The organism is Micromonospora sp. NPDC047812, from assembly GCF_040704175.1.
In the GTDB taxonomy this organism is placed as follows: Bacteria; Actinomycetota; Actinomycetes; order Mycobacteriales; family Micromonosporaceae; genus Micromonospora.
The window spans coordinates 171294-195858 of record NZ_JBEYRY010000003.1; the positions used below are offsets into that span (position 1 = coordinate 171294).

General features: G+C 69.2%; 26 protein-coding genes, 1 other RNA gene and 2 pseudogenes. 21 read left to right on the top strand and 8 right to left on the bottom strand.

Translation table 11 applies throughout. The annotated features are described in order from the left end of the window. Positions 1-2: 2 nt before the first annotated feature. Both AB0883_RS15790 and AB0883_RS15795 read left to right on the top strand, forming a co-directional pair. The gene (locus AB0883_RS15790; protein ID WP_366641890.1) at positions 3-593 is read left to right on the top strand and encodes an FMN-binding protein; all 591 of its coding nucleotides are present in this window, start codon (positions 3-5) and stop codon (positions 591-593) included. A gap of 85 nt (positions 594-678) precedes the next feature. After that, positions 679-1401: an FAD:protein FMN transferase gene (locus tag AB0883_RS15795; RefSeq protein WP_366641891.1), complete on the top strand. Its 723-nt coding sequence runs from the start codon at positions 679-681 to the stop codon at positions 1399-1401. 3 nt (positions 1402-1404) lie between these two features. Here the strand turns inward: AB0883_RS15795 and AB0883_RS15800 are convergent, their stop codons facing one another. Together AB0883_RS15800 and AB0883_RS15805 are read right to left on the bottom strand one after the other, a co-directional pair. Then, a complete protein-coding gene (locus AB0883_RS15800) occupies positions 1405-1563 on the bottom strand; it encodes a hypothetical protein (protein WP_366641892.1) in 159 nt (52 codons plus the stop codon). 80 nt (positions 1564-1643) lie between these two features. Beyond that, positions 1644-2315 carry a bifunctional DNA primase/polymerase gene (locus AB0883_RS15805; RefSeq protein ID WP_366641893.1) on the bottom strand — a complete coding sequence of 224 codons (672 nt, stop codon included), beginning with the start codon at positions 2313-2315 and terminating at the stop codon, positions 1644-1646. Between the two features lie 251 nt (positions 2316-2566). On the opposite strand from AB0883_RS15805, the gene AB0883_RS15810 reads away from it, so the two are divergent. From AB0883_RS15810 to AB0883_RS15845, 8 genes are all read left to right on the top strand, one after another. Then, the gene (locus AB0883_RS15810; RefSeq protein WP_366641894.1) at positions 2567-3796 is read left to right on the top strand and encodes a helix-turn-helix domain-containing protein; all 1230 of its coding nucleotides are present in this window, start codon (positions 2567-2569) and stop codon (positions 3794-3796) included. A gap of 16 nt (positions 3797-3812) precedes the next feature. Then, positions 3813-4385, top strand: a complete 573-nt coding sequence (locus tag AB0883_RS15815; protein ID WP_366641895.1) for a flavoprotein — start codon at positions 3813-3815, stop codon at positions 4383-4385. A 172-nt stretch (positions 4386-4557) separates the two neighbouring features. Next, positions 4558-5388: a Nif3-like dinuclear metal center hexameric protein gene (locus AB0883_RS15820; RefSeq protein WP_366642231.1), complete on the top strand. Its 831-nt coding sequence runs from the start codon at positions 4558-4560 to the stop codon at positions 5386-5388. Then, on the top strand, positions 5385-6122 hold the full coding sequence (locus tag AB0883_RS15825; protein ID WP_366641896.1) for a C4-type zinc ribbon domain-containing protein: 738 nt from the start codon (positions 5385-5387) through the stop codon (positions 6120-6122). The genes AB0883_RS15820 and AB0883_RS15825 overlap by 4 nt, the downstream gene beginning before the upstream one ends. A 3-nt stretch (positions 6123-6125) precedes the next feature. Then, a complete protein-coding gene (locus tag AB0883_RS15830; RefSeq protein ID WP_366641897.1) occupies positions 6126-7346 on the top strand; it encodes a bifunctional RNase H/acid phosphatase in 1221 nt (406 codons plus the stop codon). Positions 7347-7498: 152 nt separating this feature from the next. Beyond that, a complete protein-coding gene (locus AB0883_RS15835; RefSeq protein ID WP_366641898.1) occupies positions 7499-7780 on the top strand; it encodes a DUF3311 domain-containing protein in 282 nt (93 codons plus the stop codon). Continuing rightward, a complete protein-coding gene (gene mctP, locus AB0883_RS15840) occupies positions 7780-9435 on the top strand; it encodes a monocarboxylate uptake permease MctP (RefSeq protein ID WP_366641899.1) in 1656 nt (551 codons plus the stop codon). Before AB0883_RS15835 ends, mctP begins: the two co-directional genes overlap by 1 nt. A gap of 82 nt (positions 9436-9517) precedes the next feature. Further along, positions 9518-10063: a hypothetical protein gene (locus AB0883_RS15845; protein WP_366641900.1), complete on the top strand. Its 546-nt coding sequence runs from the start codon at positions 9518-9520 to the stop codon at positions 10061-10063. Positions 10064-10107: 44 nt separating this feature from the next. Here the strand turns inward: AB0883_RS15845 and AB0883_RS15850 are convergent. After that, positions 10108-10227 (bottom strand): annotated as a pseudogene (locus tag AB0883_RS15850) (IS5/IS1182 family transposase); the annotation flags it as partial. Positions 10228-10243: 16 nt separating this feature from the next. Beyond that, positions 10244-10738, bottom strand: a complete 495-nt coding sequence (locus tag AB0883_RS15855) for a GyrI-like domain-containing protein (protein ID WP_366641901.1) — start codon at positions 10736-10738, stop codon at positions 10244-10246. Between the two features lie 155 nt (positions 10739-10893). Between AB0883_RS15855 and AB0883_RS15860 the strand changes: the two genes are divergently transcribed. Next, positions 10894-11703 (top strand): phytanoyl-CoA dioxygenase family protein, encoded by an 810-nt coding sequence (locus AB0883_RS15860; RefSeq protein WP_366641903.1) that lies wholly within the window; start codon positions 10894-10896, stop codon positions 11701-11703. A gap of 2 nt (positions 11704-11705) precedes the next feature. Continuing rightward, positions 11706-12524: a TrmH family RNA methyltransferase gene (locus AB0883_RS15865; RefSeq protein WP_366642232.1), complete on the top strand. Its 819-nt coding sequence runs from the start codon at positions 11706-11708 to the stop codon at positions 12522-12524. On the opposite strand, the gene AB0883_RS15870 is transcribed toward AB0883_RS15865, so the two are convergent. Further along, positions 12482-13258: a sulfite exporter TauE/SafE family protein gene (locus tag AB0883_RS15870; RefSeq protein WP_366641904.1), complete on the bottom strand. Its 777-nt coding sequence runs from the start codon at positions 13256-13258 to the stop codon at positions 12482-12484. The genes AB0883_RS15865 and AB0883_RS15870 overlap by 43 nt on opposite strands. A 102-nt stretch (positions 13259-13360) precedes the next feature. On the opposite strand from AB0883_RS15870, the gene rnpB reads away from it, so the two are divergent. The 3 genes from rnpB (at position 13361) to AB0883_RS15885 (ending at position 17787) form a co-directional block, all read left to right on the top strand. Next, positions 13361-13777, top strand: an RNA gene (gene rnpB / locus AB0883_RS15875) — RNase P RNA component class A. 867 nt (positions 13778-14644) lie between these two features. Further along, positions 14645-16378: an RICIN domain-containing protein gene (locus tag AB0883_RS15880; RefSeq protein ID WP_366642233.1), complete on the top strand. Its 1734-nt coding sequence runs from the start codon at positions 14645-14647 to the stop codon at positions 16376-16378. Positions 16379-16506: 128 nt separating this feature from the next. After that, positions 16507-17787, top strand: coding sequence for a hypothetical protein (locus AB0883_RS15885; RefSeq protein ID WP_366641905.1), 1281 nt, complete (start codon positions 16507-16509; stop codon positions 17785-17787). Positions 17788-18648: 861 nt separating this feature from the next. Here AB0883_RS15885 and AB0883_RS15890 read toward each other — a convergent pair. Further along, on the bottom strand, positions 18649-18945 hold the full coding sequence (locus AB0883_RS15890) for a hypothetical protein (RefSeq protein WP_366641906.1): 297 nt from the start codon (positions 18943-18945) through the stop codon (positions 18649-18651). Between the two features lie 459 nt (positions 18946-19404). On the opposite strand from AB0883_RS15890, the gene AB0883_RS15895 reads away from it, so the two are divergent. Then, on the top strand, positions 19405-19599 hold the full coding sequence (locus AB0883_RS15895; protein WP_244164556.1) for an AlpA family phage regulatory protein: 195 nt from the start codon (positions 19405-19407) through the stop codon (positions 19597-19599). A gap of 98 nt (positions 19600-19697) precedes the next feature. On the opposite strand, the gene AB0883_RS15900 is transcribed toward AB0883_RS15895, so the two are convergent. Continuing rightward, a complete protein-coding gene (locus tag AB0883_RS15900) occupies positions 19698-20387 on the bottom strand; it encodes an HAD-IA family hydrolase (protein ID WP_366641907.1) in 690 nt (229 codons plus the stop codon). Beyond that, positions 20384-21226 carry a winged helix-turn-helix domain-containing protein gene (locus AB0883_RS15905; protein WP_366641908.1) on the bottom strand — a complete coding sequence of 281 codons (843 nt, stop codon included), beginning with the start codon at positions 21224-21226 and terminating at the stop codon, positions 20384-20386. Before AB0883_RS15905 ends, AB0883_RS15900 begins: the two co-directional genes overlap by 4 nt. A 136-nt stretch (positions 21227-21362) precedes the next feature. Between AB0883_RS15905 and AB0883_RS15910 the strand changes: the two genes are divergently transcribed. From AB0883_RS15910 to AB0883_RS15930, 5 genes and pseudogenes are all read left to right on the top strand, one after another. Next, entirely contained in the window at positions 21363-21758 is a 396-nt protein-coding gene (locus AB0883_RS15910; protein WP_366641910.1) for a transcriptional regulator, read from the top strand. Between the two features lie 304 nt (positions 21759-22062). Next, the gene (locus AB0883_RS15915) at positions 22063-23655 is read left to right on the top strand and encodes a cell division protein FtsK (protein ID WP_366641911.1); all 1593 of its coding nucleotides are present in this window, start codon (positions 22063-22065) and stop codon (positions 23653-23655) included. Then, positions 23652-23906, top strand: coding sequence for a hypothetical protein (locus AB0883_RS15920; RefSeq protein ID WP_018807974.1), 255 nt, complete (start codon positions 23652-23654; stop codon positions 23904-23906). The genes AB0883_RS15915 and AB0883_RS15920 overlap by 4 nt, the downstream gene beginning before the upstream one ends. A 5-nt stretch (positions 23907-23911) precedes the next feature. After that, positions 23912-24103, top strand: coding sequence for a hypothetical protein (locus AB0883_RS15925; protein WP_357562773.1), 192 nt, complete (start codon positions 23912-23914; stop codon positions 24101-24103). A 53-nt stretch (positions 24104-24156) separates the two neighbouring features. Beyond that, a pseudogene (locus AB0883_RS15930) lies at positions 24157-24402 on the top strand (DUF2637 domain-containing protein); the annotation flags it as partial. Between the last annotated feature and the right edge of the window lie 163 nt (positions 24403-24565).

Below are 24565 nucleotides of genomic sequence, written 5' to 3' on the forward strand. Positions count from 1 at the left end.
CCATGCGTCGCGCCCTGCTCGCGATCACCGGCCTGGCGGCCGGCACCACCGCCATGGTGGTGCTGAAGGGCTCGCCGGGCACCAGCCCGGTCGCCCAGGACCTGCCGGCGGCGCCTCCGCCGGTGGTCCCCGCGCCGGCCGGCCCGACCCCGGACGGCGGGAAGGTCTCCGCCCCGCCGTCGCCGGCCCGCACCAGCGCGTCCCCCCGGCCCGGTCGCACCGTCACCCGGGCGCCGGCGAGCCGGCCCAGCGCCACCACCCGCGCGCCCTCCGCGCCGCGCACCACCACCAAGCCGCCGCCCGCGCCGACCACCCGCACCGTCACCGGGCCGGTGGTGGAGAACGAGTACGGCAACGTGCAGGTGCAGATCACCCTCTCCGGGACGCGGATCGTCGACGTGGTGGCCCTGGAGCTGCCCGAGGAGACCGCCCAGTCCGACCAGCGCAGCGAGCAGGTCGACGGCCGCTACAGCGGCAGTTCCGGGCTGGTGGTGCAGCGGCAGAGCGCCGACGTGGACACCGTCTCCGGGGCGACCGCCACCAGCACCTCGTACAAGAGGTCGTTGCAGGCAGCGATCGACCGGGCGAACTGACGTGCCGGTGTCGGCGGCGGGGCGGCGCGGGCCGGGCGGGGGTCCGCCGGCGACCAGGCCGGGGCTGCGCCGCGTGGAGCAGGTCATGGGCACCGCGATCAGCCTCGACCTCGCCGACGACCTGCCCGCCGCCGAGCTGGACGCGCTGGCCGGGGAGGTGTTCGCCTGGCTGCGCGAGGTGGACGCCCGGTTCAGCACGTACCGGCCCGACAGCGAGGTGTGCCGCGTCGACCGGGGCGAGCTGCCGCTCTCCGGGGCCGGCGCCGACCTGCGGGCCGTGCTGGCGTGCTGCGCCGACCTGTGGAAGGCCACCGACGGATTCTTCGACGCGTACGCCACCGGGCGGCTCGACCCGTCCGGCTACGTCAAGGGCTGGGCGGTGCAGGTCGCCTCGGACCGGCTGCTCGCGGCCGGGGCGGCGAACCACTGCCTGAACGCCGGCGGCGACGTGCGGGTACGCGGCCACTCCCCGACCGGGCAACCGTGGCGGATCGGCGTCCGCCACCCGTGGGACGCGATGTCCACCTGCCTCGTGCTCACCGGCACCGACCTGGCCGTGGCCACGTCCGGCGTCTACGAGCGCGGCCACCACGTGCGCGATCCGCGCCGGGGCGTGCCGGCCCGGGGGCTGCGTTCGGTCACCGTGGTCGGGCCGGACCTGGGGCTGGCCGACGCGTACGCCACCGCGGCCGTCGCGATGGGCCCGGCCGGCGTCGGCTGGCTGGACGGCCTGCCCGGGCACCTGCACGCGGTCGTCACCGACGACGCCCGCCTCCTGCACTCCACCGCCCTGCCCCTGGCCGGCTGAGCGTCAGCGGAAGGGGCGGGTGGTGGCGGGGCGGGAGCCGGGAGGGCGGGGGCGGCCCGGGCGGGAGCCGACGGGACGGGTCACCGGCCAGCGGCGGCGCGGCCGGTGCCGGGGCGGCGGCTCCGCGCCGTCCGGCTGGCGCGCGGTGTCGTCGGTGGACATGTAACCCCCGCTCCCGGCGCGGGTGCGCCGTCGCCGTGCTCAACGAGCGCCGGCCCTCCGGCGTCGCTGTCGAGCCGGCGTCACATGCCCCGGCGCGGCAGCGGCAGGTGACCGGGGAGCAGGTCGGAGGTGACCGTGACCCCGGTGGCCCGCAGGGCCTCGATCAGCGCGTTCTGCACCAGATAGGAGTCGGGTAGTTGCCAGCGGGCCTGTTCGGGCGCGACCGCCCACCGGACGGGGCCCTCCGGCAGCCGGGTCGGCGGGGCCGGGATCCAGGAGCCGGGGCCGTGCCGGACCACGTGGAAACAGTGGTCCAGCTCGGGGCGGAGCGGGTCGCCGGGGCGGACCAGGAACATCCAGCGGCCGGTCGGGGTCACCAGCACCGGCCCGCGTACGCCGACGCCGGCCGGGTGCGTCCGGACCGCGTCCAGCACGTGCCGGCCGAGGTGCGTGGGGACCTCCAGCACGTCGAACGCCCGCCCGGTGGGCAGCAGCACCCCGTGCGGCCGGGTGCGCCACCAGGTCGCGACCCGGGCCGGGTCGGCGCTCGCCGCGTGCTCCCAGTTCTCCAGGGCGGGGTGGCAGCCGACCGTCGGGCAGCCGGCCCGCCCGCAGACGAAGCGGCTGCGGGCGAGGCAGGCGCCGGGGGTGACGTCCCAGCCGTGCAGGGCGTACCGTACGGCCACCCGGCGCAGCCGCACCCGTTCCAACGGGGACAGTTGAACGACGCGCGGCGCGACATTCCCCCACATGTGCCATCTCCCCTCGCCGGACCCCGGCCGGGGCCCAGGTCGCATGTCGAGCACCGTCACTGCCGTAACCCGCGATCGTTGAGCTGACGAACGGCTGATGCAACTTGCACGAAAACTACGAGAACTGGCTGTACGGCTGACGCACACGCTGTGCGACCAGCGAAAACCTGAAGACGTACGGATCGATCGCCGTATCCGGCAGGACCGGCCGGCACGCCCGCTCGAGCAGGCACAGGGGAAGGAACGGGTGGATGGACGAGTTACCCATCGGGCGGCGGGTGGCCTACTGGCGGGGGCGGCGCAAGATGTCGCAGCAGGTCTTCGCGGACCGGCTGGGCAAGTCGAAGAGCTGGGTCGACAAGGTCGAGCGCGGGGTGCGCCGGCTGGACAAGTTCTCCGTCCTCTACGAGATCGCCGACATCCTCCAGGTCGACGTGCAGCTGCTGCTCGGCAAGGACCCGGAGCGGCGTACGGACGCGCTGAACTGCATCGACCAGGTGGAGGTGCAGGAGATCCGGGCGGCCCTGGAGCGGTACGACTCGATGAGCGCGTACTTCGACGCCGCGCCGTGCCCGCCGCCCCTGGCCGACATGCGCAAGGCCGTCAACCACGCCTGGCTCACCTACCAGTACGGCCGCTACGGGATGCTCACCCGGGCGCTGCCGAAGCTGCTGCGCGACGCCCAGGCCGCCGACGCCGGCCACGGCGGCGACCAGGCGGTCGAGGCTGCCCACCTGCTCGGGCAGGTCTACCAGATCGCCTCGTCGGTGCTGCGCAAGCTGGGCGAGTGCGACCTGGCCTGGCTGGCCGCCGACCGCTCGATGGCGGTGGCCCAGCGCGCCAACGACCCGCTGCTGGCCGGCATCGCCACCACCCGGGTCTGCAACGCGCTGGTGGCGATGGGCCGGCCCCGCCCCGCCCTCGAACTCAACGTCACCATCGCCAACCGGCTCGCCCCGAGCGGCGGCACCGAGGCGTCCCCGGCCCTGCTGTCGGTCTACGGGATGCTGCTGCTCCAGGGCGCGATGGCCGCCGCCCGGATCGGCGACTCCGCCACGGTCGACGACCTGATCAACGGCGCGTACGAGGCGGCCATCCTGCTGGGCGGCGACCACAACCACTACTGGACCTCGTTCGGGCCGACCAACGTGGAGCTGCACCGGGCGGCGGCGGCGGTCGAGCTGGGCGACGGGGGCCGGGCGGTGGAGGTGCACCGGCAGCGCATCCAGGAGCCGTCGTTCAACGCGTTGCTGCCCGAGCGCCGGGCCCACCACCTGCTCGACATCGCCCGGGGCTTCGCTCACGTGGGCGACGTGGCCAACGCCGGCGAGATGCTGCTGCGCGGCGACCGCCTCGCTCCGTCGGAGATCCGCTGCCGGCCGATCGCCCACGAGGTGATGTCGGACATCCTGCGTCGCACACGTGGTGCGCCGCCTTCTCCGATTGCGGAGTTGGCTGAGCACATGGGAGTTGGGGTATGAGCGCGGAGTCGGCCTGATGACCGGCCCGCGCCCGAGCAGCGAGCGCCGCGAGGTGCTCTACGTCATCGCCTGCGGTTCGCCGCTGGCCCGCGACGTCGGCCGGCTCGTCGAGCTGGCCCAGCAGGACGGCTGGGACGTCTGCGTGGTCACCACGCCGGACGGCGCCAAGTTCGTCGACCGGGCCGCGCTGGCCCGGCAGACCGGCCATCCGGTCCGCACCCACTACAAGAATCCGGGCGACCTCGACGTGCTGCCGCAGGCCGACGCGATGATCGTCTGTCCGGCGACGGTCAACACCGTCAACAAGTGGGCGGCCGGGATCACCGACACACTGGCCCTCGGGCTGCTGGTGGAGGCGCAGGGCCTGGGCGTGCCGATGGTGGCGGTGCCGTACACGAACGCGGCGATGGCGGCCCACCCGGCCTTCCGGGCCGGCATCGCCCGGCTCGCGGAGTGGGGGGTCACGGTTCTCTTCGGCGACCACGTCTTCCCGTTGCACCCGCCCGGCACCGGCGAGCGGCACGTGCACACCTTCCCGTGGGCCCTGGGCCTGGCCGCCGTACGGGACCGGCTCTGCCCCGTCGCCTGAGGCGCGCCGGAGGGTCCCCGGCCGGCGTACGACGTCGGCCCGGGACCCTCCGGCGCACCGGGACCACGGCGGGACACGCCGTCGTCCCGGTGGGCGACACCCCCGGCCACGGCCCGCGCCGGTAAGCTGGCCCGCCGTGAGCACCAACGCAGTCCCGCCGACCGTCGCCGACGTGGTCGCCGAGCTGGAGCGGCGCTATCCGCCGGCCTGGGCCGAGGACTGGGACCGCGTCGGGCTGGTGCTCGGCGAGCCGTGCGCCCCGGTGCGCCGGATCCTCTGCGTGGTCGACGTGGTGCCGGAGACGGTGGCCGAGGCGCTCGATGCCGGCGTCGACATGATCGTGGCCCACCATCCGCTGCTGCTGCGCGGCGTCTCCTCGGTGGCCCCCACGACCTTCAAGGGCCGGATCGTGCACCGGCTCATCAGAGCCGACGTGGCGCTCTACGTCGCGCACACCAACGCCGACGTGGCCGCCCCGGGGGTCTCCGACGCCCTCGCCGCCCGGTTCGGGCTGACCGGGCTGCGCCCGCTGCACCGGCCCGCACCCGGCTCGTCCGCGCACGGCGACGGCCGGGGGATCGGCCGGATCGGCGAGCTGCCGGAGCCGATGACGCTGGCGGAGCTGACCCGGCACGCCGCCGCCGTGCTGCCCCCCACCGCCTGGGGAGTTCGCGCCGCCGGGGATCCCGGGCGTATGGTTCGTACCCTCGCGGTCAGCGGCGGCGCGGGGGACGGCTTCCTCGCCGACGCGACCGCGGCCGGGGTGGACGCGTTCCTCACCGCCGACCTGCGCCACCACCCGGCCGGCGAGCACCTGGCCGCCGACGGTCCGGCCCTGCTCGACGCCGCCCACTGGGCGACGGAACGACCGTGGCTGGACGACCTGGCCGTCCTCCTGCGGGAGGCGACGGGTGTCGAGACGCTGGTGTCCGACCTGGCCACCGACCCGTGGACCGTACACGCCGCCCCACCCGCGGTGGACGACAAGGAGCCCCGACCGTGAAGGCTGACCCCCAGGTCCAGCGCCGCCTGCTCGACCTCCAGGCGATCGACACCGCCCTCGCCCAGCTCGCCCACCGGCGCCGTTCGCTGCCCGAGCGGGCCGAGCTGGACGCGCTGGCCCGGGAGCTGTCCGCGCTGGAGGACGAGCGGGTCCGCGCCCAGGTGGCGGTCGACGACCTGGACCGGGACATCGCCCGCATGGAGAAGGACGTCGACCAGGTGCGGGCCCGCAAGTCCAAGAACGAGGCCCGGCTCGCCGCCGGCACCGGCCCGGCCCGGGAGCTGGAGGCCCTCCAGCACGAGCTGGTCTCGCTCAACCGCCGCCAGGGCGACCTGGAGGACGCCGAGCTGGAGCTGATGGAGCAGCGGGAGACGGCCCAGGGCGTGCTGGACGGCGTCGAGAAGCGGCTCGCGGAGGTGCGGGAGAAGCGCGACGCCGCCGAGCGGCGCCGCGACGAGAGCCTGGCCGAGATCGCCAAGGAGGAGGAGTTCAAGCGCGGCGCCCGCCAGCCGCTGGCGGGCGACCTCCCCGCCGACCTGGTGCAGCTGTACGACAAGATCCGCGAGGACACCGGGCTCGGCGCGGCGCTGCTGACCGCCGGCCGGTGCGGCGGCTGCCGCCTGGAGCTCTCCGGCGCCGACGTGGCCCGCATCCGCAAGGCGGCCCCGGACGAGGTCGTCCGCTGCGAGGACTGCCGGCGGATCATGGTCCGCACCAACGAGTCCGGCCTGTAGCCCGTGGCGCCGCGCGTGGTCGTCGTCGAGGCCGACGGCGGATCCCGGGGCAACCCCGGTCCGGCCGGCTACGGCGCGGTGGTCCGCGACGCGGACACCGGTGAGGTGCTGGCCGAGCGGAGCGAGTCGATCGGCGTCGCCACCAACAACGTCGCCGAGTACCGGGGGCTGATCGCCGGGCTGGAGGCCGCCGCCGAGCTGGGCGCCGCCGAGGTCGAGGCCAGGATGGACTCGAAGCTCGTGGTCGAGCAGATGTGCGGCCGCTGGCAGATCAAGCACCCCGGGCTGCGCCCGCTCGCCGCGCAGGCCGCCGGGCTGGTGAACCGCTTCGCCGCCGTACGGTTCCACTGGATCCCCCGGGAGCGCAACCGGCACGCCGACGCCCTCGCGAACGCCGCCATGGACGCCGCCGCCGGCAAGGCGCCGGCCCGGGCCGCCGTCGCGCCGCCGCGCGTCGTGGAGCCGCCGCGCGAGGTCGCCGGCCCCGACTCGCCGGCCCGCGCGAGGGCCCGCGAGGTGGCCGCCCGCGCCGCGTCGGCGACCACCACCGGCACCGACCCGGCCACCGCGCCCGCCTCCTGGGAGCCGCGGCCGAGCTTCACCGCCACCCGGCTCATCCTGGTCCGGCACGGCGAGACGGCCTTCACCGAGCAGCGCCGCTACTCCGGCCGCGGCGACGTGCCGCTGTCCGAGCGCGGCCGGGCCCAGGCCCGGGCCACGGCCGCCCGGGTGGCCGGGCTGGCCCCGACGGTCGCGGCCGTGGTCAGCTCCCCCCTGTCCCGGTGTACGGCGACCGCCGAGGCGATCGCCGGGGCGCTCGGCGGCGTGCCGGTGCGCCGCGAGGACGACCTGATCGAGTGCGACTTCGGGGCCTGGGAGGGGCGCACCTTCGCCGAGGTACGCCAGGAGTGGCCGGGCGAGATGGACGCCTGGCTCGCCTCGACCCGGGTGGCCCCGCCGGGCGGCGAGTCGTTCGTCGACGTCGCCGAGCGCTGCCGTCGCGCGGTCGACGGGCTGTGCCGGGCGTACCCGGGGGAGACCGTGGTGGTGGTCTCGCACGTCTCGCCGATCAAGCTGGTGCTGCGCGACGCCCTCGCGGCCGGTGACGGCTTCCTGCACCGGCTGTTCCTGGACGCGGCCGGCATCTCGGTGCTCGACACGTGGCCCGACGGCGGCGTCGCCGTCCGTACGGTCAACGACACCGCGCACCTCGCCGCGATCTGAGCCGGCCGTCCGGCCGCCCGGGGTCGCCGTTCGGCGCACGCCGTCCGCCGTTCGGCGCAGCAACTTCCTCCCGTCGAACGTGACCCGGCTCACAGGGTCGTAGCCTCCGGCCGTCATCAGTGCCGATCTACGACACGCGGAGGTTTGTCGCAATGGCCGCACCCGAACCGGAGGCGCCGACAGCGGCGCGCTCCAGGGCGAAGGACCACAGCCCCTGGAACTGGTTGCTCTTCATCCCCATCGTGGTGCCCCTGATCCCGGTCCTCTTCAACGCCGACTCGCCCCGGTTCCTCGGCTTCCCGCGCTTCTACTGGCTCCAGCTCGGCTACATCCTGCTCGGGGTGGCCACCACCACGCTGGTGTACCAGATGACGAAGAAGCGGGCCGGCGGGCCGTCGGACGGGCCGGCCGGCACGGATGCGGGTGGTCGCTGATGTGGCGCGACCACCTCACCGAGATCATCGTCTTCTCGGTGCTCTTCCTGCTGGTCAGCGGGATGGGATTCGTGGCGGCCCGGTGGCGGGCCCCGAAGGACATGGCCCACCTCGACGAGTGGGGGCTGGGCGGGCGCAACTTCGGCGGCTGGATCACCTGGTTCCTGGTCGGCGGTGACCTGTACACCGCGTACACCTTCGTGGCGGTGCCGGCGCTGATGTTCGGTGCCGGCGCGGCCGGCTTCTTCGCCGTCCCGTACACCATCGTCATCTACCCGCTGGTGTTCCTGGTGCTGTGCCGGCTCTGGTCGGTCTCGCACCGGCACGGCTTCGTCACCCCCGCGGACTTCGTCCGCAAGCGGTTCGACTCGCCGGTGCTGGCGCTGCTGATCGCGATCACCGGCATCGTGGCGACGATGCCGTACATCGCGCTGCAACTGGTCGGCATCGAGGCGGTGCTGAAGACCATGGGGGTCACCGGCGAGAGCGCGCTGGCCCGGCACCTGCCGATCATCGTCGCGTTCGCGATCCTGGCCGCGTACACGTACCAGTCGGGGCTGCGCGCGCCGGCGCTGATCGCGTTCGTCAAGGACACGCTGATCTACATCGTGATCCTGGTGGCGGTGCTGTACCTGCCGTACAAGCTCGGTGGCTGGGGCGAGATCTTCGACGCCGCGGACGCGAAGTTCGACGCGTCGCCGAGCCCCAACGACGGGGTGCTGCTCAACGCCAACAACCAGCTCCAGTACGTCACGCTGGCGTTCGGCTCGGCGCTGGCGCTGTTCCTCTACCCGCACAGCATCACCGGCGTGCTGGCCAGCCGGAACCGCGACGTGATCAAGCGGAACATGTCGGCGCTGCCCGCGTACAGCCTGCTGCTCGGCCTGATCGCGCTGCTCGGCTTCATGGCCATCGCGGCCGGGGTGAAGCCGCTGCCCGGGTCGAAGGAGGGCACCGTGGACAGCAACACGGTGGTGCCGGTCCTGTTCGACCAGCAGTTCCCCGACTGGTTCGCCGGCGTCGCGTACGCGGCCATCGGCATCGGCGCGCTGGTGCCGGCGGCGATCATGTCGATCGCGGCGGCGAACCTGTTCACCCGCAACATCTACAAGGAGTACCTGAAGCGGGACGCCAGCCCCGCGCAGGAGGCGAACGTCTCCAAGATCACCTCGCTGGTGGTCAAGGTCGGCGCGGTGGCGTGCATCGTCTTCCTCGACCCGCAGTTCTCCATCGACCTCCAGCTCATCGGCGGCGTGATCATCCTCCAGACGCTGCCGGCGGTGGCGCTCGGCCTCTACACCCGCTGGTTCCACCGGGGGGCGCTGATCGGCGGCTGGATCGCGGGCATGGGGCTGGGCATGTCGATGCTCTACCAGATCCCGAACGCCGCGACCGGCCGCAAGCACTTCGGCGGCTCGGCGTTCCCGCTGGCCGACTTCGGCTTCGACACCCCGAAGACGATCTACGTCGGGATCGTGGCCGTGCTGGTCAACCTGGCGGTCGCGGCGCTGCTCACGGTGGTGCTGCGGGCGGCGAAGGTGCGCGACGGCGGCGACGGCACCACGTCGGACGACTACTTCGCCGACGAGGGCGACCCGCGCGTCGTGCCCGGCCCGCGCCGCGACGCCGACGCGGCCCCGGAACCGGTCGCCTGAGCGGCTCCCGGACCGCGTCGCCCCCGGCCCCTGCCGCCGGGGGCGACGCGGCGGGGTGGACGCCCTTCGTACGCTGACCACCATGACGAGACGCGCGCTGGTGGCCGTCCTCGGCGGTTCCGCCGCGCTGCTGCTGGTGGTCGTCGGGTGCGTGGGGGCCGCGATCCTGACCGTCAGCGACCACCCGGACGAGACGCCCGAGTGCCGGGAGTCGGTGCGCGCCGAGGAGGCGAAGGTGCGCACCGACCGGTGGGATCCGCCCCAGGAGCTGCCGGGCCTCGGCGACTACCCGGAGATCCACTGGCAGTTGCGCGCGTCGGGCGATGCGTGCAGCCGCGCGCCGGGCCCGACGGACTGGGCCTACCAGGGCGTGGTGCGGCTGCGTCCGGAGGACGCGCGGACGCTGGCGCAGCGGTACGGCTTCGTGCCGTACGCGCCCGCCGAGCCGGATCAGGCGCCCCTCACCGGCCCGGCGGACGCGTGGCCCGCTCTCGCGCCGTTCCTGCCGACCGCGCCCCGCTGGCTGCACAGCCGGACGTACGACGAGGCGACCCCGTCCACGCGGTGGCGGGCCGCCTTCCTGGACATCGAGCACCGGACGCTCTTCTTCACGCTCCACGACCACTAGGCCGTATTCCAGAGGCGGGTGGCCACTCGTTGATCGCTGCGGCGTGCCTTGATACCTCGGCGCCGCAGGTACTCACGGTTGGTCCGCGAGCTGTCGGCCATGTCCGCCAGGACCGGATCCGGACGGGTACGCGGACTGCCACCGTCGGGCCTGGGCACCCGGATATTCCACACCCCGTCGCTACGCCGGCTCGACGGGCAGCCAGAGCTCGCGGGTCGCGGTGCTGAGGTCGTCCGTCGGCTCGGGCACCGCGACGATCTCCGGGCCCGGCCGCAGCCGCCACGGGTTGAAGGGAAACCACTCGGCTGCGGCCGCGGCCCAGATCTCCTGCAGGGTCTGCGGCTGCGGCCCCACGGCCCGGAAGACCACCCAGCGGCCCGCCGGGACCTCGATGACCTCGAGATCGCCCCGGACCGGCGTGCCCGGGGACACGGCGACCCCGTGCAGGTAGGTCAGCTCGCTGCCTTCGTCGTAGTCCGCGTCGAGGTCATCGAAGACCGCGAGCAGGCCGCCCGGCTCAGTGTCGCCGAGTGCCTTCAAGCGCAGGTGCTCCTCTGCCGGCAGCGCGGCGATGTGCTGCTGGATGTGCGGGTTGATGCCTCGGTGGATCAGTGGAACCCGGGCAGCGTGCCCCACGAGCCGGAACGCGGGACGGTCGACGATGCGGGTTTCCATGCGTTCGCTCCCTTCGGCAGTTGGGCGGAACCTGACGCTGTGGTGCTGTGCGACAGTGCCTCCGTATCGTGACCGGCTCTGTTGCGGCACACCCGACAGAAGCGGAGCCGAAAGTGTCGGGCGATCGGGATCGGTGCCGCCACACGATGGGGGGCATGGACGACACGACACTGGTATCCCGGTTCCTTCGCGACGGCTTCGTGAAGTTGGCGGGCGCCGTCGCACCGCGCGTGGCCGCGGACTGCGCGCGGCTGCTGTGGCGGGAGACGGGCTGCGACCCGGACGACCCCGCCACCTGGACGCAGCCCGTGCACTGGGTGCCCGGCATGGCGCAGGGGCCGTTCGCCGCCGCGCCCAATTCACCGTTCCTCCATCACGCGTACGACCTGCTCGTCGGCGCGGGACGCTGGGAGCCGCGTTACTCGCTTGGCACGTTCCCGTTGCGCTTCCCGCACCAGGACGAGCCGAACGACGCGGGCTGGCACATCGAGGGCAGCTATCTGCCGGACGGTGCGAGCTGGTACTTCACGAACGTTCGCTCCCGGGGCCGGGCGCTGCTGATGCTGTTCCTGTTCAGCGAGATCGGTGCGGAGGACGCCCCGACCCGGATCCGGGTCGGCTCACACCTCGACGTGCCGAAGGTGCTGGAGAGGTACGGGGAGGACGGGGCGAGCGGGCTGGACCTCGCGCCCGAGCTGGTGGCGGCGTCCGACCACCGGCCACTCGCCCTGGCCACCGGGTCCCCTGGCGATGTCTTCCTGTGCCATCCGTTCCTGGTGCACGCGGCGCAACCGCACCACGGGACGCGGCCGCGCTTCATGGCCCAGCCGCCGCTGATGCCGGCCGCGCCGTACGAACTGGAACGGGCCGACGGTGCGTACTCGCCCGTGGAGATCGCGATTCGCCGAGGCCTCGGGCAGGACACCCCCGATCCTGAGGTACGGGGGAGGCGGGGACAACGGTGAGGGTGCGGGTGAGTGGCCGCAATGCACGATTCCAGCAGTGGGAGGCACTGCTCCGCAATCGGACCAAGCGGCAGCGTCGCGGCGAGTTCCTCGTGCAGGGCGTGCGCCCGATCACCCTGGCCATCGAACACGGCTGGCAGGTTCGAGAGCTGCTCTACGACGCCGACGTCCAGCTCTCCGGCTGGGCACGCAAGGCCCTGGACACCGTCCGGGCCGAGAGGTTCGCCGTCTGCCGTGAACTGATGCACGAGCTGGGCGGCAAGGCGGACACGGTTCCGGAGCTGCTGGCCGTGGTCGCGCTGCCGCAGGACGACCTGTGCCGCATCCCGGCCGGGCCGACCATGCTCACCGTCGTGTTCGACCGGCCCACCAGCCCAGGCAACATCGGGACGCTCATCCGGTCCGCAGACGCCTTCGGCGCGTCCGGCGTCATCGTCACCGGCCATGCCGCCGATGTGTACGACCCGAAGGCGGTGCGGGCGAGCACCGGCTCGCTGTTCGCGCTGCCCGTGGTCCGGGCGCCCTCACACCAGGCCGTGCTGTCCTGGGTCGCCGACGTGCGCGCCGACGGCGTCGGCGTCGGCATCGTGGGTGCCGATGAGCACGGCGCACTGGATGCCGCCGAGTACGACTTCACGCAACCCACGCTGACCCTGATCGGCAACGAGACCACCGGTCTCAGCGTCGGCTGGCGTGAGGCCTGCGACCAGCTCGTCCGGGTCCCGATGTCCGGGGCCGCCAGCTCCCTGAACGCGGCGGCCGCCGCGACCGTCGTGCTCTACGAATCGGCACGCCAGCGCAGCGCGCGCCAGAGCAGGTAGAGCCCGATCGACGTGCCGAAGACCACGATCAGCACCTTGAGCACCACCGACGGCAGCCGGCGCACCAGCCGCGCGCCGGCGTACCCGCCGACCAGCGTCGCCGGCGCGACCACCGCGACGGCCGCCCAGTTCACCGGCCCCAACAGCGCGAACACCACGAGCGTGGTCAACCCGACCAGGGCGGAGAGCAGGTTCTTGATCGCGCTCACCCGGGCCAGCGTCGCGTCCAGCACCAGGGCCAGGCCCGCGACCAGCATCACCCCGAGCGCCGCGCCGAAGTAGCCGCCGTACACCGCGCCGACCGCGACCATGGCCTGCACGGTGACCGTACGGCGGTGCGGCGCCAGGTCACGCGGATGCCCGACCAGCCGGCGCAGCGGATCCTGGAACGCCAGCACCGCCGTCGCCCCGAGCACCAGGAAGGGCACCACCAGCTCGAACGCCCGGGCCGGGGTGGCCAGCAGCAGCAGGGCGCCGGCGATCGTGCCGGCGATCGTGGTGGGCACCAGCGTGGCCAGCGTCCGCCGGGGCGGCAGATCCTGCCGGCTGCCCGCCACACTCGCCACGTACCCGGGAAAGACCGCGACCGAATTGCTCACGTTCGCCGGGACCGGCGGCAAACCCACCGCGATCATCGCCGGGAAGGTGATGAGCGAGCCCCCGCCGGCCACCGCGTTGACCGTGCCCGCGGCGAGCCCGGCGGCGAGCAGGAGCGCGGCGTCGGAGACATCCATGGTCACCAGAGGCTAGTACCCGGCCCCGGCAGGACGGGTGCCGGTCGTCCCGGGGCGGCAATAGACGCGGCCGTGGCGTCGTTAGGATGGGTGCGCGACGGACGAGTCGACCGGGCGGTCGCGTCGGCGGGCTCCGGCCCGCCGCCGAGGAACGTCCGGACTCCACAGGGCAGGGTGGTTGCTAACGGCAACCCGGGGTGACCCGCGGGACAGTGCCACAGAAAACAGACCGCCGACCCCATCGGGGACGGTAAGGGTGAAACGGTGGGGTAAGAGCCCACCAGCACCCCGGGTGACCGGGGTGGCTCGGTAAACCCCACCCGGAGCAAGGCCAAGAAAGGGTCGTCAACCAGCAGGATGACGGTCCGCGCAGACGCTTGAGGGCTGCCCGCCCGATGTCTGCGGGTAGGCCGCTCGAGCCTGCCGGCGACGGCAGGCCTAGATGGATGGCCGCCGCCGGCGCGAGCCCCTCGGGGCGCGCGCCGGTCACAGAATCCGGCGTACAGGTCGACTCGTCCGTCGCCCACCAGCTCAGAGCCGTGATCAAGGCTCTGAGCTGGTCTTTTATTTGGTGCCGTTGGTTGACCTTGGTCATCGTTGGGTGGCGTTTGACGGCCTGGCCACGGCCTGGTACGGCCTGGAGACGGCCTGAGCGAGGGATCGGTGGACCGCCCTCGTCCTGGCGCGTGCTGTCCCGTCGTGAGGCTTCCGGGGCGGCTCGGCGGGGGCTCCTGCGCGTTGCCGACAGCGGTAGACGGGGCAGGGCACGTCCTGGCGGTGGAGCTGCTACCGCGACTTGGTGACACGGTGGCAAGCCAGTCCCGGGTTTGGACTGGCGCGGCAGCCGGAAGCCCCGACCACGCGACCAGGTCGAGCCGCTGGCTTCCGTCACGGCCTCGCTGAGGCTGGTTCCTGGGTGTGGTGGGGGCGGTGCCCCGGCGGCTGTCGGTGGCTCACCGCCCCGGCGCCGTAGGCGGCCGGGGCGGCTTGCCGCCGGCCGGGCTTGCCGCCCCGCACCGCGCGGAGCGCGGTGCCTTGATCAAAGAAAGAGCATTTCGGCAATGCTGAGACTTGACCCCGGCAAACATCACGGCAGCAGGCATTTCAGCAGGTCGCAGCCTATATAGGCGTGAATCACTCCAAGCCGCCCAACTGCTGAGCAGTTTAGTCAAGGGCGCAAGCTATGCAAAAGATCACCATTCGATGATGTTGATCGATGAGTCCGCGCTATGTCATAGTGCTAGTTCTCACGCAGCGCGACGCCAGCGCCACTCAACGTGCATGGGTGCGGAGAGGTCATGCCAGCGATCGTGTTACTCGTGCTTCTTACGGGAGGATCAAAGCTAGGTGTCTCAAACAAATTATGCTGAACACGTCCGACGAGGAGTGGCGAACATTTTAGTCACGTCTCTGATCATTGCTGGAGCGTTGCTCTCTTCTGTAACTCCAGCATCGGCTGCGCTTTCAAAGGAATTCGCTATTGGCGTCTACGGTGACCAGCGAGTTCTTTCAGCCTTGGGGGCGACGGATGGCTCTCCGGTCGGTATTGCTCCTTACGTTGCCGATGGTGGTCCTGCTGTTAATACGCAACGTTGGAGGTTTGAGTTCGAGAGCACCCAACCATATACGCCACCGCGTCATCTCTACCGAATCAAGCACGTAAAAACCGGGCTTTGCCTGGGCAAAACCGGCACGGGAGGGCCACAAGCTCAGCTTAGAGCCTGCACGGCCTCCACTCTTTGGTACACGGCAAAACCCACCTACGGTGGGGGCTTCTGGCTTCGCCACAATGACAATACCCGCTGCCTGGATGGAATGTACTCGGGAACCGAGGCGGGACTTAACAGCTGCTACAACCTTCCGACAGGGGGCCGGCCCGGCGAGCATTGGATCTTGCGCACCGGGCCGTTTGAGTGCGTGGCGGAGGGAACTGTCCTCTGTGTTCGCCCCGAGCAGCCGGTTTATGGGTTGATGAGTACTTGGCATCAGCATGTCATTACTTACAGCGGTACAACCTACAGTAATATGCTGAACTCCTTGGAGTGGAGCACGCTCGATGCTCAGGGAAATAATAGTAGAGGGGAGGGTTTTAAGTTCGGTTGGGAATCAAGGTATTCCGCTGAGCCGAGGGTGGAAAGCGCCTATTGGGTAGAATATGACAGCGGGTCATATAATTACTATAGCCTTGCAAGTAAGCCTGGCGGCGCTGGAGCAGACGGCCGTCTCCACACCTATATGGTTGTGCCTGGTGAAGGCTCCCAGCTTGCGCTATATTTTGATTTCAATCCGGTCGGTAGCACTACGAAGGCCGAAAGTGCTCGAATTGGTGAAAGCAGCGGAGGGCTGTTTGCCGAGACCATCGAGGCGGCCACCTTCGCGGGGCCATTTGCGCACCGGATGCGACTTTTGGACGCCAACGATGTATGGCGGCGACCTTGGGTTACGGAGACTTCAACGCGCGAGACCTACCCCTGCGACGCACCCCGTAATGCGCCAGCTACGGGGGGCCCAAACACGCCTCCCCGGTGCTTGACGGCTTCAACTGTCGCAAAGGCAGGCTCTAGCCCTGCGGCGATCGACTACTTCGAGATTAGCAAACCTTCTACGTCGTCTCTCCAGAATCCTCTATTCATCAAGCCCTCCACCGAGGCGAGTCAAGTCTATAACGGCGTCGATCAGCGTGCGCTAGCAGCTTGCATGGCCGAAGACGCAACCCGCTGTATGAGTGAAGTCCGCGGATTGGCCGCATGCGTAAAGGCGCTCAGGGCTTGCAATGTAAATGCTGAACGATCGTCGCCGCTGAGTAGCACTGCTAGAGCCGCGATTACTGAACAGCAGGCTTTGCGCCTAGCGGATGAGGCGCTATCCCTGGTACCTGGCAGCCCTGCTACCACTGCCAAGGCGCGCACGATTTCTGCCCAGGACTTCGCGCGCGTAGCAGGATCGGCTGCCTTCGGGGAAAATAAGGAAGACGTTATCGTTGTTGCAGGAGATGGGCCTGTACAAAGCTTGCTTGGCCGCCGAGTGAAAGAATACAACGGGTACAAGTTGGCCTTCGGCTCAAGGACAGGCAAATTGCTCCACGCCTGCCTGGGCGCCGATTGTTCAGATGGCACATAGCGCTTAATTGAGTGATTTCCTGCTAAGGCGGAATCGTCGCGTCGCAACTGTTGTCACATTGATTCACTCTGCGCATTCCATGCAAGGCTAGATGAACAGAGAGGCTTATGTTTCGTAACGTGCGTTACGTGGCAGGTGTCGCCATTTTGGCCTTACTCGCCACTGCATCGCCTGCTACCGCAAATTCAAGTGAAGTGTCCAGCGGCGACATGCTGGAGTGGGCCGTCACCTCGACGCTTCCCGCCCTCACTCAGCAGTCGGACCCGCACACTGATCCCGCCTCGCCGCCTATCCGAATTCGTCCGACCGATAGCAGTGCGCACCGTGCAAGGGTTGCTGAAGACTTCAAGAGTGAGTGCATGATAAGCCTCTCAGCTCGCCGTCCTGAAGGGTGGGCTCGCAGCAGGTTCGAGCAGTGTTTTATAGGTGCTCGAACCGCGAATTTGTTGTCTCGTCAAGATGCCACTGTCGTTGCAACCATCGAAATGGAATATTCGCTCCTTGCCTTTTCGGTCGACGGTTCCCGTAAAGTCGACTATATTTTTGACTTCGATAAGTTCGAGACTAAAGGTGGCGATCCACTGCCGGTCACAACGTTGACTGTTGATTTTTTCGGTTGCGGAGGGAATATCGCATGCGCCCCCAGCCTCCCTATGCGGATGGCAACTGTTCCTGAATGGTTGGCGGGGAATCGCATGTACAGCTTCTCCGTAACGTCCCCCAACGATACCGGGGAAGGTGACTTCAAGATAGCGCGCTCGCTAATGCAAATGAATATGTCGATCCTAACTACTGCGCCGAACGTGTATCCGTGGCAAGAGGCAGCGATGGCCAGCTCGAGAGTTAGGTTCGACTCAGCGCGAGCGCCCTTAGGTAACGGGAAGTTCCATGGTGCGGTCTTTAGTGACCATCAGCCTGTAGCGGAATTTAGTGCCCATCCTGATAGCGAGCATCGGGAGGAGGCTGTCCACATCGACGATGCGCTAAAGGCGCCGCTACGTACATTCCCCAGCATAATGAACAAGTCCGTTCCGGGCGAGTTTGGCAAACCGTTGCATCGACTCATGAATGACACGCTGAAGACTAAGAACAACAACGCGTCTGTCGGTATTTGTGTCGATGTTTGGGGTTCAGGATATCCCGCCGGCGGACTTGAGTGTGACGAATATCCGTTCAAGACGACGTATGAGGGATCGGCCACATCCACCGGCGCCACAGAGCAGAACCCTGACGGCGGGAATGCCAACGCGTGGCACGGCTCGGCTCGGCCTATCAGCGGTACTCACAACTCTAAGGGGGGTACTCACTTGGGTGTCTTTTACGGGCAGAATAGGGTCTTGGATGAGAATCGTGGTACTTCCAGTCAAGGTATCCCCAGTGACCCCTTCCTCGTGAAGGTTAATTGGTAGGACCGTCTGGAGAAGTACAATAATTTCACCGTTGCGGGCGATCGCCTTGCTGGCCCTATTTGGGGTCAGCAAGGCGATCATGTATAGGAGTCGGAGCTGGTTGCTTTGTACGGGAGTTATGAGCTGACATTCCTTCCAAGTCATCAGCTATTCACTTTACGCGACATTGTGTGTGATTCTGTCCTCGAGGATGGCGATGCGGTACTAACTGCTTGCCGCGAAGTCGTCGCTGTAACCGATTCTGGCATCTACGTGAAAGCTTCACAGGATATGGTTCCTGTTAGGGTCGTAGTTAGTGTTCTTGACTCTCCGTCAGTGGGTATTTCTTGGCCGGGCTGGGAAGTGTCAGAGGTCGCCAGCCTGTATTGCCCGAGTGGGCAACTCCTGCTCTCCGACACTACCGGCTCAGGATTCGATGGTATTGACCCACCGCAGGGGCCAGGGGTTTACGGATCTGTCGTCAGATATAGGGGCCGGGCGCGAGCTGATGCGGCCCGGGTATCGATTTTGAGATCAATGGAGAATGGCGCGACCTCGTCAGAAGTGGAAGATTTGCAAAGAGAACACGCCGGCATCGAAGAGTATCGCTTCGATATTTGGTGGCGCGGTGGGCTGCCAGCAAGTTTTAGCGGCGAATCCTGAATCTTAGAACAGGGTAAACTTTATCGACAGGTTGACGCCTCTCGCCATCCCATTCGAGAGGTCGGCGCTGACCAAGGACGGTTATGTCGTGGCGGTCACCTGACGTGGCGGAGGCTGGGCGGCGGGCACTGAGTCGACTGCTGGGTCCTGGTGCCGGAGTCGACTGGCGAGGCCAGACAGCGGCGGTGTGTGGCCACGTCCACGGCGCCTGCTTGGACGCTAAGAAGGAGCGCTTGTTTTCACGCGGTGCTCACCTTGATCCGGAGACGGCTGCCGCCGTGCCGTCCTCGGTTGTGAGGCGGACGATATTTGCTCCAACCTCACACCTGCCTTTAGTGCGTACAATTCTCTGCGGGCCACGGCGTCGCCTTTCTCGTCTAGCTGATAGCCGTCCAGCCATGTCCAGCCGTCATAAGTGTGGAGGTCTGCGCGGACCTTGATGAGGCGGAAGAATATCGGCCGTACGAACTGAGGGCTTGCCGCGCGGGTCAAGTGCAGCACGTCACCGGGATTCACGTCGGTTCTTCCTATCTCGCCAGGCGCGTAGGGTCTCGCCGGCCTCTGTCAAGCGTGGGCATCCATCGACCGTGCACTGCAAGCAGACGGCGCGGTTGTGAAAGTCGACGACGTTGCCGGCCATCAGGACGAGGAACGACGGCTCTGGCTGCGGCTGCGGGATCGACATGACCTACCTCCGGTCGAGGCGCGTCGCGGCTTGCTTGGAGCGCCAGAGTCCTGCCTTGGTCATCAGGGGTGGCTCGGATGCGGGGACGGCGGCGCGAGCAGTCCATCTCTGCGGCTCCCGGCAGTACCTGGATGGGGCTGGCTCGCCGGCTACGTAGTCGACAGGTTGGTCAGGGCGTTGGAACCACTTGAACCTAGTCATGCGTCAAGGGTATGCGACTAGTGCTTGCGACGACTAGGCGTCCATCAACTTGATTCACGCCTAGTCGGCGTGTGCCTAGCGTCAGCGTTATGGGCAGGAAGCTGCGGTTGGTGGGTTCGGGGGAGATCCGGACCATGCTCGGTGGTGTCTCGCGCCAGCGCGTCTACCAGATCACCAACCGGCGCGACTTCCCTGAGCCCGTAGCGACGCTCCAGATGGGCAATGTCTGGCTTGCCGAAGACGTTGAGGCGTGGATCGCTGCCAAGCGCGGGGACCTGGACTAGCTCCAGGGTGGCCCCACCGCGACCCGGGCCGGGGTGAACTGACGACACGAGAAACGCCCCGGTGACAGTCTCCCGGGGCGCTCGTGTGCGGGGTGGTGCTACAGCTCGTCGACGGCGAAGGCGGTCACCAGTTCGGCCATGCTGTCGATGACGACATCGGCGGCGGCGAACCGCTCGCGCTTGCCGGGCTTGTTGGCGTATCCGATGGCGGCGACTCCGGCGGCGTGGGCGGCCTCGATGTCGCTGACCGAGTCACCGACCAGGACGCATTCCGCCGGCTTTGCGCCCAGCTCTCGCACGGCTGCGAGCACAGGGAACGGGTCCGGCTTCATCCGCTCGGGCGCGGCCTCGGGGCGGCCGATTACCGGGTGCACGTACGAGGTGAGGCGTCGGGCGCTCAGGTAGGCGTGGACGGAAGCGGCCGAGTTGTTGGACACCACGGCGACCCGGCGGCCGGTCTGGTGGGAGGCGACGATGACTTCCCTGCCGTACGGCGTGGGTTCGGCGGTGCGGGCCGCGGTGACCTCTTCGCGAATCATGGCCTCGTCGACCAGGCGGACGACGGCGGGGCGGCCAAGGGTGGCGGTGAAGCGGAGCACGGCGAGCGGGTCGCGTTCGGCCAAGATCTCGGGCGGCAGGGTGACGGCCTGGTCGACGAGCAGGCGGCGCAACGCATGGGCGACGGTCGACGCGGAGTGTTGGGCGAAGATGCTGCACACGGGGCCGTCGAAGTCGAGCAGGATCACGCGGGCGCGGTCGATCACCTTGGCCAGGTCGGCGGCGGTCACGACGCGTACTCGCGGGCGATGGTGCCCCACATGCTGTCGAACCAGGCGCGGGCCTGCTCGACATAGAGGGCGTCGTTGCTGGCGTCCTCGTCGCTGGGCGTGAACGGGAACAGGATCGCGTCCTTGCCCATCGCGTCGTAGATCGCCATCGGCTTGCCCTCGACAGAGACGGTGTGCTCAACCACCGGATAGAAGCCGAAGAACGCTTCCTGCTCATTGATGATGAAGAGCTTGAACAGCGGGGCGGCCCTGTGGACGCGTACCTCGGTGGTGGCGGTCTTGACCAACCCGAGGTCGGCAAGTTCCTGGACGGCGTCGGTGAGTGCGTGAATCGAGCGGTCGGTAATGCGGCGGGCTCGGGCGCGGATGCCGGGGTCGTCGGCCTGGTCCTCGGCGCGGCAGGGGATCGCCATCGGTGACGTCATGTCGGAGATCAGGACGCGGACCCGGATCGACTCCGGGGTGAGGCGCCCGATGCGGACCTTGTCCAAGGTCTCCTGGATCGCGTTGTACATCGTCTCTCCGGAGAAGCCGGCGAAGTCGATCGTGACGTTCGTGGCCTCGAAGGCTCGTTCGATGTGCGGCCGGAGTCCGACCGGGCGTTCCGTGTTGGCGCGCACGAAGGTGCCGCTGCCCTGACGGGTGACGATCAGGCGCTCATCTTGCAGCTTCCGTAGGGCGGCCTTGATCGTCTCGCGGGCGACGCTGAACCGCTCGACGAGGTCGTGTTGGGACGGCAACTTCTCGCCCGGCGCGAACTTCCCTGTCTTGATCTCTGCGCGAAGTGTGGCCGCGATCTGTTGCGACGGCGTGCGCGGGTCGTCTGGGTCAAGAGCCATGAAGGGACGGTACCGCTGACTAGCCAGGCTAGGAAAGTTTCGACACTGTCGTTGACATGACTAGCCAAGCCGGCCTACCTTTGATCCACGCCACCTGGCTAGTCAGGACAGTCAGGTGAAGTCAGGAGGTCGAGCTATGGCTCTGCGTGGCGGTACGAGATTCGCCGTGCGTTGTGAGGACGTGTTCCCGGCGGGGTGCGCGTTGGTGCCCGAGTCGCTGGGCGAGGTGGAGGACTACGACGAGAAGACGGGGCGACGCTCCCCGGCGAAGGACAAGCTGACCGGCCAGCGGGTGTGGCAGGTACGAGTCATGGACCTGGACCCCGAACTCGGGAAGCGGTCCCGGGAGACGACGGTGAAGATCTCGGCTGACTACCAGCCGGTTCCGCCGACGGGGGCGCCGTTCGAGGCGGTCGAGTTCGAGGGCATGACGGTCACGCCGTACGTGTCGAACAACGGTCGGATGGCGTACTCGCTGCGTGCGACCGCGATGCGTGCCCCGGCGGGCGTGACCGGCAAGGCGGCGGCGTAGCTGCTTCGAGTGTGGGCGGGGCTGTCTGATCTTGGCGGACGGCAGCCCCGCCCTTCTCTGTCTCTTCCCCCTGCTCTGTCGAGAGAGGTAGTGACGTGTCCAAGGGTAGGCGTCGGGCTGGCAGTGGCTGGCCCCGGTGTGGTGTGTGTCAGGTCCGATTCAATCCGGTCAGCGGTGCTGACGGCCGCTGTGGTGTCTGCGTCGGGCAGCTTGTTCTTCCGTTCCCTCCGGTCCGCGACGCGTCGGGACGGTTCGTGTCTCTGCGGGGTGCCAAGTGATCGGGCGGCCTCGCGGTGAAGTGGTGATGACCTCGGCCGGGGATCTGCTGGTGATCCGGCCCAAGCGGTTCGAGTTGCCAGTCTGGGCGGCGCTGCTCTGGCTGGTGTTGCGTTGGTCCGGGCGGGTGCTCTGGTGGTGCCTACGTCACCCGGTGACCACCGTCTCGACCGTGCTGGCGTTCTGGCTGTGCGTCGAGTTCGGCTGGTCCGGCCTGGTGGTGCCGCTCGTGCTGGCGGCGGCGTTCGCTGCGGTTTGGCGCTGGCGGGATGAGTCGTCCTGGTGGACCTGGTTGGCGGGTCCTCTGCTCGGTTCGTTCCGTCGGGTGTTCGTCTACCGGCGGGTCTGGCGTGAGGCCATGACGCTGTGCGGGCTCGCCGAGACGTACGACCACCGCAAGGTTCTGCCCGAACTACTGCGGGTCCGCTCGGATCAGGCGCTAGACGTGCTGACCGTCCGCATGGTGCGGGGGCAGACGCCGGAGCAGTTCCAGAAGGCGAGTGCACATCTGGCGTACGCCTTCGGCCGGCGGCACGCCCGGGTCTACGCGGAACGTCCCGACGAGGCGCCGACCCGGACCGGGCGGGGTTCCTGGCTGCTTCGGCTCGTCGACCGGGTGCGGTACCGGGACCGGCCGACCAGCGTCTATCTGGCGCTGGTGCGTACCGATGCGTTGCGGACGGTGGTTCCGCCGTTCCCGGTCCCGGCGGTGCCGGACTTCACCGCGTTGCCGCTGGCCCGGCGGGAAGATCTGCGTACCTGGTCGCTTCACCTGCTCGCCACTCACGTCCTGGTGGGCGGTGCCACTCGATCGGGGAAGGGCTCGGTGCTCTGGTCGCTCGTCCGGGTCCTCGGCGGCGGGATCGCCTCCGGTCTGGTGCGGCTATGGGTGATCGACCCCAAGGGCGGGATGGAGTTCGCGCTTGGTCGGCCGATGTTCGCCCGGTTCGCCTGCAAGTCGTTCGAGGCCATGGCGGACCTGCTCGACGAGGCCGTGACCGTCCTGCGTGAGCGTCAGACCCGGTTGGCCGGAACGGTCCGGGTGCACACCCCGACTGAGGCTGACCCCCTGGTCGTGGTCGTCGTCGACGAGATGGCGGCGCTGACCGCGTACCTCCAGGATGTCGACCTGCGGAAGCGCATCGCGTCCTCGTTGGGGCTGTTGCTGTCGCAGGGTGCCGGCGTCGGGGTCCTGGTCGTGGCGGCGTTGCAGGACCCGCGCAAGGAGGTGCTGCCGTTCCGGGACCTGTTCCCGACCCGCATCGCGCTCGGCCTCACTGAGGCGTCGCAAGTCGATCTGGTCCTTGGCGACGGCGCCCGCAACCGGGGCGCGCTGGCCGACCAGATGCCCCGATGGGCCAAGGGCGTCGGGTACGTGATCCTCGACGGCACCCCCGACCCGATGCGGGTCCGGTTCTCGTACGTCAGCGACGACGACATCCGCGACATGGCGCGGCAGTACCCGGCGCCGGTCGACGCAGCGGACATCTTCGCCCAGGTCGGCCGGGAAACCGCCACCGAACCGGTACGCCCTCCGCTGCCCCGCAAGCCGTCCGGGCCGCTGCTGCCTGATGCGCTACGCAACCTGCTCGACCGCGACAGCGGGGGTGATCCGCGGTGACCGCCACCCCGAACGGCCGCCGCTTCTACCGGCTCCGCACCCCCGAACCGACCACCGCCGTCTCCGTCCGGGTCGACCCCGAACGGCCCGACCCGTACCCGGTCTATCTGGCGGTCGGTGCGGGCCGGCGGCGGATGTCCCTGACCCCCGACGAGGCGTGGGCGCTGTGGCGCTGCCTCTCCGAAGCCGTCGCCGCGCTCGGCACCCCTCCCGACTACATCCGCACCGACATTCGACCGGCCCGGAGGTAACCGCCGTGACCCCCCTCATCCGCCTGACCAACCGCCTCCGGCGTCCGCTCCACATCCAGCTCGTCGGGCCGGCCGACCAGACCGCCGCCGCGCTGCGCGGGCTCGCGCACTTCATCAACCGCCGCCGCGACATGGACGGCCGGCGCATCCGGATCGACGTGACCATCCGCGAGAAGCCGAAGGGGGAGCAGCGATGAGCCAACGCACCGAATCCGCCGTACGCCTGGTGATCCTGCTCGCCATCGGCACCATGGCCGGCGCCGCCGCCTTCACCCACGTCCACGACCTTTCCGTTGCTCACGGTCAGCCGCACTGGATCGGCTGGGCGAACGCCGTAGCTGTCGAGCTGATGGCGATCTACCTCGGCCTGGAGATCCGTTCCCGTCGGCGCACCGGTCGTCCCGTCGGCCTGGTCGGCTCGCTCCTGGTGGCGTTCGCGCTCCTGTCGCTGGCGGCCCAGGTTGCGGAAGCCGAACCGTCGGTGTGGGGCTGGATCGTGGCGGCGGTGCCGTCGCTGGCCTTCCTCGCCCTGGTGAAGGTCGTCCTGTCGAACGCACCCGTCACCCCGCCGGCTGTCGAGCCGGACCAGCCGACCGCGTACCGGTACGAGGAACCAGAGCAGACCACCGAAGTCGAACCGGTTCGCCCGGCTGAGCGAC